This is a genomic window from Streptomyces sp. NPDC045967 (assembly GCF_056430495.1).
The window spans coordinates 125,369-138,572 of record NZ_JBWKLE010000013.1; the positions used below are offsets into that span (position 1 = coordinate 125,369).

The window sequence follows — 13,204 nt, forward strand, 5'->3', positions numbered from 1 at the left end:
GACCCGAGGTAGCCCCGCCTCCCGCGCCCCGCCCGGTCACGGGCCCGGGGCGACGGGGAGGGGGGCTTTCCGCATGTTTCAGACGGAAGAGCTCCCGGCGTCGCGCCGGGAGAGCCCGGGCTCCGACCCCAGTTCCCGGAGGAACCGGGCCAGAGCGCGGACTCCGAGACGGAGCGCACGGATCTCCACGCGCTCCTCGGGGCCGTGCCAGCGGTCCCCGGGCAGCCCCGTCCCGAAGAAGAGCACGGGGGCGTCGCAGGCGCGGGCGAGCTGGGCGGCGGGGGTGGCCCCGCCGTTGCCGATGTGCCGGGCCGGAGCGCCGTACGCGTGGCCGACCGAGCGGGTCAAAGCCGCGAGGGCCGGATGGTCGGGTGGTGTCCGGTACGGGTCGGAGATGGTGGAGGAGACCTCCAGGTCGTAGTCGAACGCCGGCCTCCTGTGGGCGTCCAGCCAGGAGCGCAGCTGCTCGGCGACCTGATCGGCCCGCTGGTCGGGTACGAGCCGGAACAGGAGGTCCGCACCGGCTTCCGCGGGGATGAGTCCGAGCGCGGGTGCGTCGGTGCGGCCCGCCGTGAGGCGGGCGATCTCCACGGAAGGGCGCGCCCACAGGCGCTCCGGCACGGTGAACCCCGCTTCGCCGGCCGCGTCGAAGGTACCGGTGTCGTCCAGCCAGGCTGACAGGTCGAAGGGCAGGGTGTCCAAAGTGGCTCGGAGCTGCGCGGAGGGGCCGGTCACCGCCTCGTAGAACCCGGGCAGGCGGACCCGCCCGGAGCCGTCGCTCAGCAGGTCCACCAGGCGGCACAGCTCGAGGGCGGCGTTCGCGGCGGCACCGGACACCGCCCCGCTGTGGATGTCGCGCCGGGCACCGCGGACGGTGAGGGTGGCGGTGACCGACCCCCGCACCACGGAGCAGACGGTGGGCACGTCCAGGGACCAGAGCATGGAGTCGGAGACCATGACCACGTCCGCCGCCAGGTCATCGGCGTGCTCCGACAGCAGCTCGTCCATGTGCACGGACCCGATCTCCTCCTCCCCCTCGATCAGGTACTTCACCGTGACCGCCGGGGCGGACCGTTCCGCCAGATGCGCGCGCAGGGCCCACAGGTGGCACATGATCTGCCCCTTGGCGTCGGACGCGCCCCGGCCGTACAGCCGGTCGTCACGTCCGAGCGCCGCGAACGGCTCCGTGACCTGCCATTCGGACGGGTCGACCGCGTGGACGTCGTGGTGGCTGTAGACCAGCAGGACCGGCGCGTCCGGGTCGGCGGCCGGCCGGCAGCCGTAGACGGCGGGCAGCCCCGCCGTCTCCCAGACCTCCGCGCGGGGGAAACCCGTCCGGCGCAGGGTGTCCGCGAGCCAGTGCGCGGACCTCCGTACGTCGTCCGCGCGGTCCGGGTCCGATGAGACGGAGGGGATGTCCACCCATTGCGCCAGCGCGGCGACGTCGTCCTGTCCGGGTGCGCCGCCCGCTTCCACGGCGGTCTCCTCGGTACGCATGCGCTCACGTCTCCATGCGGCGGGCGTCGGCCTCGCTCCAGGCGCGGGTGTCGCGCGGCTCGACGTACGGCTCCTCGTCCTCGGGGAGACCTCCGGCGATCGCCCGCTGCCGGAGCATCTCCGCGTCGAACTCCAGGCCCAGCAGGATCGCCAGGTTGGTGATCCACAGCCAGACGAGGAAGACGATCACGCCGGCGAGCGTGCCGTAGGTCTTGTTGTAGGAGCCGAAGTTCGCGACGTAGAACGCGAAACCGGCCGAGGCGATCATCCAGATCAGCAGGGCCAGGAAGCTGCCCGGCGTGACCCACTTGAAGCCCCGGCCCTTGGCGTTCGGCGCCGCCCAGTACAGGAGGGCGATCATGACGGTGACGAGCAGGACAAGGACCGGCCATTTCGCGATCGACCACACGGTCAGCGCACTGTCGCCGATGCCCAGTGCGGAGCCGACCTGGCGCGCGATCCCACCGGTGAAGACCACGATGAGGGCGCTGGCGCAGGCGAGGACCATCAGGGCGACGGTGAGTGCCAGGCGGAGCGGGAGCACCTTCCACACCGGGCGGCCCTCGGGCATGTCGTAGACGGCGTTCGAGGTGCGGATGAAGGCGGCGATGTAGCCGGAGGCGGACCACACCGCGACCACCAGACCGACGATCGCGACCACCGACCCGACGCCGGCGCTGCCCTGCAGCTGCTGCACCGCGTTGGTGATCACCTCGCGGGCGGAGCCCGGGGCCAGGTTCTGCAGGTTGTCCAGGACACGTTGCGTCGTCGACTTGCCCGCGATGCCCAGCATGGACACGAGCACCAGCAGGGCCGGGAAGAGGGCCAGGACGCCGTAGTAGGTCAGCGCCGCGGCCCGGTCGGCCAGCTCGTCGTCCTTGAACTCCTGCACGGTGCCGCGCAGCACTTTCTTCCAGGACCGCCGAGGCAGGGCGGAGAGCTGGTCGGGGGCTCGCTCCTCGACGTGCTCGTCGGGGCCCACCGTCGCCTGCCGCTCGCCGGTGGTCCGGTCGGTCCGGTCCTGGCGCTCATGCCCGTGCCCGCGCGGGCGCTCGTGGTCGGGCTCGCGCTCGTGGTCGCCGCTGTGATCCGTATTCGGTACACGTGTCATGTCCCGCGCCTGTCCACCTCAGCGCCAGTCATGTCACCCTCTCCGGGTGAAGTGATCGCCCGATCGCCTCCATCGCCCCCATCGCCCCCATCGCCCCGGCCGTCCCCGGATCCCCGGGTTCCGCCGTCAGTCGGCCCGGGGGGCGTCGAACACGATGTCGTCCACCGCGCAGATCCGCGCCGACATGTTGCGGGTCATCATGCGCAGGGCCGCCTCCGCCAGGTCGGCGTCGATGTGGGCGACCGCGTCGGCCGGCACGACGACGTCGAAGTGCCGGATGTGGGCGTCCAGCGCCGAATACAGCACGCACTGCTCGGTCACCTGTCCGCACAGGACCAGGCGCTCGGCGCCGAGTTGCCCCAGCAGGTAGGCGAGGGGCGTCTCGAAGAAGATCGAGTGCCGTGCCTTGACGACGAACAGGGAGTTCTCGTCGGGGGCGACCGGCTCCACCAGGTCCCTGTGGCGGCCTTCGAGCGCGGTCCGCAGGATTTCGCCGTGGTGGGAGCGCCACTCGCCGAAGTTGTCGTTGACGTAGACGACCGGCGACGCGCTGGCCCGGGCACGTTCCAGCAGCGTCGTGATCCCGGGAAGCGCCTTCCGTACGGACGGGACCAGGATCTCGGCGTCCTCGTGCGCGTAGGTGTTGAGCATGTCGATCACGATCAGCGCCGTACGAGGCATGGGATCCGCCGCCTCTCGTACCGTCATCGGGTCCGTTCCCTTCCGCCATTCTGTGCCATCCCCGCCGCACGTGCTCGGCAAGGTCATCTTCGCCCGCCGGCGCCGCCGGCCGGTCCGCGGGCGCTCACGGAGGTGCACCGCGCCCGGTGCATCTACCCTGGATGTGGCGGCCGGCGCGGTGAGCGGCCCCGGCTGCCGCCCGTGGGCACCTGCCCCTCCCCCTCCGTGCAGGTGCTCACCCGGACTTTCGGGGGCCGCGGGTGCGACACGCCCGGCCCCGGGGAATGGCGTGTCCGCCGACCGGCCCCGGCAGGAGCGCGCCGCGGGCCGGGCGCGGCCTCGCGGCTGCTACTCAGGCGGGTGACCGTCGGCCTCGCCGATCGCCGCCGCACCCCGGGAGACACCCGTGCCCACCCGCGCCTCCGTACGCCGCTTCCGCGCCGGACTGTCCGCCGCCGTCGTCACCGCCGCCGCGCTCGGCGCGCTGCTGCCGACCGCCGGGACCGCGGGCGCCGACCCCAGCCCCGCCGACGGGCGTCCGGACCGGGCCGAGCGCCTGCAACGGCAGCTCGAACGGCTCGTCGCCCAGGAGGACGGCCCGCCCGGGGCGATCGCCGTACTCACCAGGGGCGACCGGACGCAGGTGTACACCGCCGGTGTCGGGGACATCGCGACCGGGCGCCGGCCGGACATCGACGACCACATGCGCATCGCCAGCATCGCGAAGGCCTTCAGCGGTGCGGTCGCGCTCCGGCTCGTCGACCAGGGGGCGCTGTCGCTCGACGACACCATCGGCAGTCGTCTGCCCGCGCAGCCGGCCGCCTGGCACGCGGTGACCCTGCGCCAGCTCCTCCAGCACACCAGCGGGCTGCCCGACTTCTCGGCCTCCCCCGCATTCCTGAGCATCCTGCGGGCCGATCCCCGCCACGTCTTCGACCCCCGTACGCTCCTCGACTTCGTCGCGGACGAGCCCCTGCTCTTCCGGCCGGGCAGCCTGTACGAGTACTCCAACTCCGACAACATCGCCGTCGCGCTCATGGCCGAAGCGGCCACCGGCCGCCGCTACGAAGACCTGCTCCGCGAGCTGGTGTACCGCCCGCTCGGGCTGCGCCGGACCAGCCTGCCCCTCGGCCACCGCCTTCCCCGCCCGTACCTGCACGGCTACGACGTCGACCCGCCCGCCGAGCCCGAGGACATCAGCGAGGCGCTGAGCACCTCGGGGGTATGGGCCTCCGGCGGCATCGTCTCCACCCCCAGGGAGCTGGGCGTCTTCATCCGTGCATACGGCGGGCCCGCCCTGCTGTCGGAGGAGACGCGCGAGGAGCAGCTCGCCTTCCGCCCCGGTGACGCCTCCGAACCGGCCGGCCCCGGGACCAACGCGGCCGGTCTGGCGATCTTCCGGTACACCACCCGGTGCGGCGTGCTCCACGGTCACACCGGCAACTTCCCCGGCTACACCCAGCTGGCGGCCGCCACCCCGGACGGCAGCCGTTCGCTGACGTTCTCCATCAACACCCAGACCAGCAAGGGCAACAAGCCCGCCCTGCTCGCCCGGCTCCGCACGGTCCAGGAGGACTTCGCCTGCGCGCTCCTGAAGGGGGAGTAGGGTCCCGGGCCCCGTCGACCCGGCCCGGCGCGCGCGTCACGGCCGGCCGGGCGGCCTCCGGTCGCGCGTCACCGCCGGGGGCAGCCGCGGGGAACGGCTCCCGCGGCTCACCGGGACCGCACCTGCCTCACCTGAGCCCCTCCGCGCTCCGCCCCGGGGCATCCGCAGCGTGCTCGGGCCTCAGCCGGCGGCGCGCAGGGCGGCCGTGTGCGCCCGCACCTGTTCGGGGGTCAGATAGGCGTCGGTGTACTCGAACTCCCGCAGCGTCGGCGGGCGGGTGGGCCGGAACCCCATCCGGACGAAGTCGTCCCCGGCCACCGCGTTCAGCAGCCAGTTGGTCAGGACGCGCGTCTTGGCGACGTTGGTGCGCAGCGCCGACCAGTGGTAGCCGCGAGCCACCGCCTGGGCAGGCAGTCCGCGCAGCGGAATGCCCAGCGGCTTGGACACCGCGTCGGTGCCGCCGAGGTCGACGACGAGCCCCAGGTCCTTGTGCACGTAGGGCCGCAGGGGCCGGCCGCGCAGGGTCGCGATCAGGTTGTCCGCGAGGGTGCGGCCCTGGCGCAGGGCGTGCTGCGCCGTGGGCGGGCAGATGGCGCCCTCCTCGTCTGCGGCGAGGTCCGGTACGGCCGCCGCGTCTCCCAGGGCGAACACCCCGTCGGCGCCGGGCACGGTCATCTCCGGCGTCACCAGGAGCCGGCCGCGGACGGTCTGCGCGCCGAGGGTGCCGATCAGCGGGCTCGCGGCGACTCCGGCCGTCCAGATGAGGGTGCGGCTCGGCAGGACCCGGCCGTCGGTCAGCGTCACCTCCGTGGGGCCGGCCTTGGCGACGCTGACGCCGAGGGAGACCTCGATGCCGCGCCGGCGCAGGATGTCCATGGCGGCCCGCCCCAGGGTGTCGCCGAGTTCGGGCATCAGCCGGGGAGCGAGGTCGAGCAGGTGCCAGCTGATCTGGCCGGGGTCCAGTCGCGGGTAGCGCTTGACGGCGTGGTGCGTGAGCCGCTGGAGGCAGGCGGCCGTCTCCGTGCCGGCGTACCCGCCGCCCACGACGACGAAGCACAGCCGCGCGGCCCGTTCCGCCTCGTCCTCGCTCGCGTCGGCCAGGTCGAGCTGGGCGATGACGTGGTCGCGGAGGTACGTGGCTTCGGCGAGGGTCTTCATGCCGCGGGCGTGTTCGGTGAGTCCGGGGATGTCGAAGGTGCGGGTGACGCTGCCGGGAGCCAGCACCAGGTGGTCGTAGGTGTGCTCGGTCAGCTCGCCGGTGAGCGTGCGTACGATGCAGACCTTCGCCGCGGTGTCGACGCCGACGGCCCCGCCGGGGATGATCCGGGTCCGGTAGCGGCGGCTGCGGCGCAGCGAGAGGGCGATGGACTGCGGGGTCAGCACGCCGGAGGCGACGTGCGGCAGCAGCGGCAGGTAGAGCTGGTAGGAGTTCGGGGTCACCAGGGCGATGTCCGCCTCGGCGGGCGACAGCCTGCGCTCCAGTCGGCGGGTGCACTCGACCCCCGCGAACCCCGCTCCCACCACGAGAATCCTCGGTCGTGCCATGGTGTCCGTCCTTTCTCCGGCCTGCCAGGTACCCCGCGCCTGCCCGCCCGGAGCCGGTCTGCACGGGAACGGACCCGTCGGCATGAAAGAGGAACGTTTCCCCTCCTCGGGCGGACACCGTCCCCCGTACCGGGGTTTCGGGGGCGTCGCGCCGGACACACGCGAAGAGGTCGAAGGGTTCAATGCCGTACCAATCGCCAGGAGACGAATGCGCCGTGGGAACCATGATGCTGCTGATCGCACCGATGCTGCTGGCCCTGCTGCTGGTCACCCGGCGGGACAGTCCCCGTGCCCGCCACCGCGCCGGCCGCACGTGAAGAACGACGTCAACTGAGGCTGGAGGTGGACCGTGTCGGTTCGAGCGGTGGGTTGGGCGAAATCGTTTCCCGTGCACCGGGGGGTGCGTGAGGCCCGCCAGTGGTGCCAGGAGCACCTGGACACCCTCCCCTGGACCAGAGACGCACCCGACACGGTCCACTCCGTGCTGCTCACGGTGTCCGAACTCGTCACCAACGCCCACGTGCACGCCCACAGCAGTGCCCATCTCGTACTGACCTGGGACGGCTGCTGCCTGCACGTCAGCGTCGCGGACGCCGATCCGCAGCTGCCCGCCCCCCGGCACGCCTCCGCGCACGCGACCTCCGGTCGGGGCCTGGCGATCATCGACGCCCTCGCCGACGGATGGGACGCCCACGCCTTCCACGGCGGCAAGACGATCACAGCCTGCTTCCACCCGCCGGGGCAGATCTCCCCGCACGTCGGGGCGGACGCGGACGGCCTGCACGCGGAGCCGCTCCAGCGGCCCGGCGCTCCTTCCGGCGCCCGCCCGGACGGTCCCGCACCGGACCTGAACTGATCCCGGCGCGGGCCGTGTTCAGCCAGTACCACCCGTGGGGCGCATGCGATGCGCGGCCGGGGGCAGACGACCGTTCGGTGGCGTCCCGGCCTCCGTAAAGGCGTCCTTGTGAAGGAGCGAAATCGTGCTGATGGCTCACCCCGCGGTGCTGGCGCGTCTGGTGGAGGAGTACGAGCTGGTATCGGAGCAACACGCAGCGGACCGGCACGAGCCGGCACGGCAGCGGATGGAAGACGTGATCTACACCCTGTGCGTCTCCACGGGAACACGGGACATCGAGTCCGCGCTGGCCGCGGCCCGGGAACGGCTGCGCACCGCGTGGATAGGCGACTGCGACGACGCCGGGACGCCGGCGCGGGCCGGGCAGGTCCTGAGTGGCTCCTCCCGGTAGTCCGGGCGCGGTGCCGTACCGGTCGCGGAGGCCGGTACGGCGCCGCCCGTGCGGCGGGCGGTACGAGCCGCAGGGCGCGGGCGGGCGGTGTACCGCGCCGACCGTCCGCCGCGGCCGTCCGCCGCGGTCGGCCGGCCGCGGCGACACCCTGGAATGACGGACCAGCGGACCTCGCGGTCCCGGCGCCAGTAGCGTGACCGTATGCGTACATGGACGGGCAAACCGTATCCACTGGGAGCGACGTACGACGGCTCCGGAACCAACTTCGCACTGTTCTCCGAGGTCGCCGACGGCGTGGACCTGGTCCTGCTGGACGACGCCGGGCACGAGACCCGCGTACGGATGACCGAGATCGACCGGTCCGCCTGGCACATCTACCTCCCCGACGTCGGCCCCGGGCAACGCTACGGCTACCGCGTGTCCGGCCCCTTCGACCCGGCCGCCGGACACCGGTGCAATCCGGCCAAGCTCCTGCTGGACCCGTACGCGACCGCCATCGACGGGCAGCTCGACCACCACGAGTCGCTCTTCGGCCACCACTTCGCGGACGGGGCGGAGCCCAACACCCTGGACAGCGCGGGGCACACCATGCTGTCCGTGGTCACCGACCGGCGCTTCGACTGGGGCGACGACAAGCCTCCGGGCCACGCGTACGGCGAGAGCGTGATCTACGAGGGGCACGTACGCGGACTCACGCGCAGCCACCCCGACCTGCCGGAGGAACTCCGCGGCACCTACGCCGGCATCGCCCACCCCGCCATCCTCGACCACCTCACGGGCCTCGGGGTGACCGCGCTGGAACTGATGCCCGTGCACCAGTTCATCCAGGACGGGCACCTGGTGGAGAGGGGCCTGTCGAACTACTGGGGCTACAACACCATCGGCTTCTTCGCCCCGCACAACGCCTACGCGGCGACCGGCGGACGCGGAGCCCAGGTCACCGAGTTCAAGCAGATGGTGAAGGCGCTGCACGCTGCGGGCATCGAGGTCATCCTCGACGTCGTCTACAACCACACCGCCGAGGGGAACGACAAGGGACCCGTCCTGGCGTTCAAGGGCATCGACAACGCCGCCTACTACCGACTGGTCGACGAGGACCGCTCCCAGTACTACGACACCACCGGCACCGGCAACAGCCTGCTGATGCGCCACCCCAACGTGCTGCAGCTGATCATGGACTCGCTGCGCTACTGGGTGCTGGAGATGCACGTCGACGGGTTCCGTTTCGACCTCGCCGCCACCCTCGCCCGCCAGTTCCACGAGGTGGACCGGCTCTCCGCCTTCTTCGACGTCATCCAGCAGGACCCGGTGATCAGCCGGGTCAAGCTCATCGCCGAACCCTGGGACCTCGGCGAAGGCGGCTACCAGGTCGGCAACTTCCCTCCCCTGTGGTCGGAGTGGAACGGGCGCTACCGCGACGCCGTCCGCGACTTCTGGCGCGGCGCCGACGGCACGCTCGGCGAGTTCGCCTCCCGGATCACCGGCTCCGCCGACCTCTACGAGCACGACAGGCGCCGCCCGTTGGCCAGCGTCAACTTCGTCACGGCCCACGACGGGTTCACCCTGCGCGACCTGGTGTCCTACGACCGCAAGCACAACGAGGCGAACGGCGAGGACGGCCGCGACGGCGAGGACCACAACCGGTCCTGGAACTGCGGGGCTGAGGGCGAGACGGACGACCCCGCCGTCCTCGCCCTGCGGGAGCGCCAGCAGCGCAACATGCTGACCACGCTGCTCCTCTCCCAGGGCATCCCGATGATCAGCCACGGGGACGAGCTGGGCCGGACCCAGGGCGGCAACAACAACGCGTACTGCCAGGACAACCCGACCACGTGGATCAACTGGGACCTGGACGAGAACGGCCGCCGGCTCCTCGACTTCACCGCCGGCCTCATCCGGCTGCGCCGCCGCCACCCCGCGCTGCGACGGCGCCGCTTCTTCTCCGGCCGGTCCGCCGGGCACGGGGGCCGGCTGCCCGCCGACGTCGAGTGGCTGCGTCCCGACGCCACCCCGATGGAGGAAGGGGACTGGGCGTGGCCGCAGGCCGGGGCCCTGACGATGTTCATCAACGGTGAGGCGATCACCGAGCCGGACCCCTACGGCAACCGGGTCACCGACGACTCCTTCCTGCTGCTGTTCAACGGCTCGGACACGGCCGTCGACTTCCGCCTGCCCGGTGAGCGGTTCGCCCCCCGCTGGAACGTGCTGGTCGACACCGCGAGCACGGGCGCCCCGGACGAGCAGGAGCTGAAGGCGCGCAGCCCGCTGCGGCTGGAGCCGTACAGCACCGTGGTGCTGCGCAGCGCGCGGGAGGACGCGGGGCCCGACGCGGTGTGATGCGGGGCGATCGGCCGCGGCCCGGGCCGTCGGCGAGGGGCCGGGCCCGCAGTCGGCGGGCGGGCGGCCCGGGCCGTCGGCGGGCTACGGGCAGCGGCGGGCGGGCGGCCCGGGGCCGGTCAGGGGATGCGCGGGCCGCTCTTCACGACCGTCCAGCTGCCGCCCCGTACGGCGTACACGGTCAGGCGGCGGTTGAGGGTGTCGCCGTACTCGTCGAAGGCCACCCGCCCCGTGACGCCGTCGAAGCCCAGCCCGGCCACGGCCTGCGCCATCTTCGCCCGGGCGTCAGCGGGGAGGGTCCCGCCGTGGGCCGCCACCACGGCCTTGACCGCCTCGATGACGGCCCAGGCCGCGTCGTAGGCGTAGGGGCCGTACGGACCGGCTGCCTCCGGGTATCCCGCCGTACGGTAGCGCTCGAGGAAGTCCACTCCCCCCGGCAGGTTCTCGGCGGGGACACCGATGTCGGTGGCGAGGTCGCCCTCGGCCTTCGTGTTCGTGGTGAGGAACTGCTGGTCGAAGACGCCGTCGCCGCCCATCAGGGGGACGCTGACGCCCGCCTGCTTGAGCTGCTGGGAGAGCGGGGCCGCGACCGTGTAGTAGCCGCCGAAGTACACAGCGTCGGCCCCGGAGGCCCTGACCTGCGCGGCGATCGACGTGAAGTCGCCCGGTTCGGGAGCGACGCGCCCCTCCCCCACGACGGCTGCGCCGAGCTTCGCGAGCTCGGCCCGGAACCCGGTGGTGAGACTGGTGCCGTAGGCGCTGCCGTCGTCGATGACGTAGAACTTCGTCTTGCGGGCCTCGTCGTGCAGGTACCGAGCGGCGAACGGCCCCTGGTCCACGTCCGTGGCGACGGTGCGGAAGTAGTTCCCGTACGGCCGGGACTTGGTGCCCGCGGCCCATTGCGGCCCCAGGGTCAGGACCGGATTGGTATTGGCCGGGGAGACGTTGACCAGGTTCGCCCGCCCGAGCGGCTCCGCCATGGCCTGGGCCACCCCCGAGTTGAGGGGCCCCACGACGCCCAGCACCTTGTCGTCGGCTATGAACTGGGCCGCGTTGGGCAGGCCCTTGGCCGGGTCGCCCTCGTCGTCCAGGGCCTTGATCTCGAAGGTCACGCCGGGTACGTGCCGGTTGCGGTTGGAGGTCGCGGCCGCCAGGTCGGCGGAGTTCCTGATGCCGGCGCCGAAGGATGCCAGGGCCCCGGTCAGCGGTGCGTCGACGCCGATCACCACGGTGACGGGGGAAGCCGCCGCCCCGCCACCCCGCGACCCGCCGTCCGGGGTGTCGCGGGTCAACTGCCAGGTCAGCACGGACCCCGCGGCGATCGTGGCCACCGCTCCGAGGACGGCGGAGCGCCGGGTGAGGCCGCGCCGCCCGGCGGGCCGCACCTCGTCGGCTCCGTCCCGGCGCGTCCCGCCGGAGGCGACCAGCACCTCGTCCGGGGGAACGGTCGGGGGCGGGGGCGCGAGGGTCGGCCGGTCGGCCACGGAGTGGCCGGGCGTGCCGGGGACGGGGGCGGAGTCCTTGGCCGTGGGCGTCGGCAGGGGGGAGGAGGGCGGCCGCTGCCCTTCCGGCTCCGTGGGGGTGGGGAGGTGTCCGTCGTCCTCCACCGGCTCCGGCCCGCGCCGCGCCGCCTCGGCGGAGGTGCCCGTCCGGGACCCGGCGGCCCGCAGCACCGCCGCCAGCAGTTCGGCGGCCTCGGCGACACCGGCGCGTTCCGCCGGGTCCTTGGTGAGCAGCGCTTCCAGCAGGGGCGCGAGCGGGCCGGCATGGGTCGGCGGCCGGTGCGGGCGGGTGAAGACGGCCACCGCGAGGGCGTGCAGGCCGTCGGCCTCGAACGGCGGCCGCCCCTCGACGGCGTGGTAGAGGGTGGCGCCGAGCGCCCACAGGTCGTTGGCCGGGGTGGGGCGCTTGCCCTCCAGCTGCTCCGGCGGCATGTAGTGCGGGGTGCCGATGATCGTCCCGCTGTGGCTGAGCTTGGTCGTCGCGTCCGCCAGGTGGGCGATGCCGAAGTCGGTGAGGACCACGCGGTCCTTGGTCAGGAGCACGTTGTCCGGCTTGATGTCGCGGTGGACGATCCGCGCGGCATGCGCTTCGGCGAGCGCGTCGAGCATGGCGGAGCCGATCTCCGCCACCCGCTGGAGGGGCAGCCGGCCCTGCCGGCGGATGGCCGCGGCCAGGGACTCCCCGCGGATGAACTCCATGACGATCACCGGGGCGCCGCGGTGCTCCACGACGTCGTGGACGGTGATGATGCCGGGATGGCTGAGAGTGACCGCCGCGCGGGCCTCGCCGGTGAAGCGCCGCAGCAGCGTGGCACGGTCCCCGTCGTCCAGTCCCTCCGGGAAGAGGATCTCCTTGACGGCGACCTCGCGTCCGAAGAGCTGCTGGTCGATGCCGCGCCAGACCCGGCCCATGCCGCCTTGGCCGATGCGTTCGACCAGGTGGTACCGGCCGGCGATGAGTTCGGGGGTTCGCTCGGTCACGCGCACACTCTAGGACCTTCCGAGCGGGTTCGATGACGGAACGGTGGCCGGATCACGTACCCGGGCGGGGCCGGTGCGGGGCGGCGGCACATCGGCCGGCACCGGACCCGGATGGACGGGCCGGGCCTGGGCACGAGCGGGACATGGCTGTTCTACGAAAACTCGCCCGTCCCCTCCTCGCCGCCCCGTTCGTCGCCGGCGGACTGCGCACCCTGCGCCGTCCCGAGGCCGCCGCGGACGTCGCGCTGCCCGTCGCCCGGGCCGTCGGCAGGCACATCCCGGCCCTCGCCGAGGACCCGCGCAAACTCGTACGCGTCACCGGCACGGTCCAGACCGCGGCGGGACTGATGCTCGCCACGGGTCGCGCGCCGCGGGTGGCCGCGCTCGCGCTCGCCGCCACGCTGGTGCCGACCTCGCTCACCGCCCATGCCTTCTGGACGGTGAAGGACCCCGAGGAGCGCGCACGGCAGCGCGCCGACTTCCTGACCGACCTCTCCGCCCTCGGCGGGCTGCTCATCGCCGCCGTGGACACGCACGGCAAGCCCTCGCTGGTCTACCGCTCCCGGCACGCGTTCGACCACCGGCACCCGGCGGCGGGGGGGGGGGGGCCCGGGGGGGGGGCGGGGGGGGGGGGGGGGGGGGGGGGGGGGGGGGGGGGGGGGGGGGCGGGATTCGTGATCGCGCCCCATCCGGGGCA

10 protein-coding genes are annotated in these 13,204 nt (G+C 73.2%); 5 read left to right on the forward strand and 5 right to left on the reverse strand.

Features of this window, described 5'->3' with window-relative positions:
* Positions 1–78: 78 nt before the first annotated feature.
* From AC07FY_RS23760 to AC07FY_RS23770, 3 genes are all read right to left on the reverse strand, one after another.
* On the reverse strand, positions 79–1,497 hold the full coding sequence (locus AC07FY_RS23760; protein ID WP_479009305.1) for a M20/M25/M40 family metallo-hydrolase: 1,419 nt from the start codon (positions 1,495–1,497) through the stop codon (positions 79–81).
* 4 nt (positions 1,498–1,501) lie between these two features.
* Positions 1,502–2,608: a YihY/virulence factor BrkB family protein gene (locus AC07FY_RS23765; protein WP_479009307.1), complete on the reverse strand. Its 1,107-nt coding sequence runs from the start codon at positions 2,606–2,608 to the stop codon at positions 1,502–1,504.
* 126 nt (positions 2,609–2,734) lie between these two features.
* Entirely contained in the window at positions 2,735–3,289 is a 555-nt protein-coding gene (locus AC07FY_RS23770) for a cysteine hydrolase family protein (protein ID WP_479009435.1), read from the reverse strand.
* Positions 3,290–3,695: 406 nt separating this feature from the next.
* Here AC07FY_RS23770 and AC07FY_RS23775 point away from each other — a divergent pair, with 406 nt between their 5' ends.
* Positions 3,696–4,895, forward strand: coding sequence for a serine hydrolase domain-containing protein (locus tag AC07FY_RS23775; RefSeq protein ID WP_479009309.1), 1,200 nt, complete (start codon positions 3,696–3,698; stop codon positions 4,893–4,895).
* A 180-nt stretch (positions 4,896–5,075) separates the two neighbouring features.
* Here the strand turns inward: AC07FY_RS23775 and AC07FY_RS23780 are convergent, their stop codons facing one another.
* Entirely contained in the window at positions 5,076–6,440 is a 1,365-nt protein-coding gene (locus AC07FY_RS23780; RefSeq protein WP_479009311.1) for an NAD(P)/FAD-dependent oxidoreductase, read from the reverse strand.
* A 400-nt stretch (positions 6,441–6,840) separates the two neighbouring features.
* On the opposite strand from AC07FY_RS23780, the gene AC07FY_RS23785 reads away from it, so the two are divergent.
* The 3 genes from AC07FY_RS23785 (at position 6,841) to glgX (ending at position 10,024) form a co-directional block, all read left to right on the forward strand.
* Positions 6,841–7,296 carry an ATP-binding protein gene (locus tag AC07FY_RS23785; RefSeq protein ID WP_479009313.1) on the forward strand — a complete coding sequence of 152 codons (456 nt, stop codon included), beginning with the start codon at positions 6,841–6,843 and terminating at the stop codon, positions 7,294–7,296.
* A 124-nt stretch (positions 7,297–7,420) separates the two neighbouring features.
* Positions 7,421–7,687, forward strand: coding sequence for a DUF5133 domain-containing protein (locus tag AC07FY_RS23790; RefSeq protein WP_479009315.1), 267 nt, complete (start codon positions 7,421–7,423; stop codon positions 7,685–7,687).
* 201 nt (positions 7,688–7,888) lie between these two features.
* On the forward strand, positions 7,889–10,024 hold the full coding sequence (gene glgX / locus AC07FY_RS23795; RefSeq protein WP_479009317.1) for a glycogen debranching protein GlgX: 2,136 nt from the start codon (positions 7,889–7,891) through the stop codon (positions 10,022–10,024).
* A gap of 119 nt (positions 10,025–10,143) precedes the next feature.
* Here the strand turns inward: glgX and AC07FY_RS23800 are convergent, their stop codons facing one another.
* Positions 10,144–12,507, reverse strand: coding sequence for a bifunctional serine/threonine-protein kinase/ABC transporter substrate-binding protein (locus tag AC07FY_RS23800; RefSeq protein WP_479009319.1), 2,364 nt, complete (start codon positions 12,505–12,507; stop codon positions 10,144–10,146).
* A 143-nt stretch (positions 12,508–12,650) separates the two neighbouring features.
* Between AC07FY_RS23800 and AC07FY_RS23805 the strand changes: the two genes are divergently transcribed.
* The coding region (locus AC07FY_RS23805; protein WP_479009321.1) for a DoxX family protein at positions 12,651–13,204 on the forward strand (554 nt) is incomplete at its 3' end.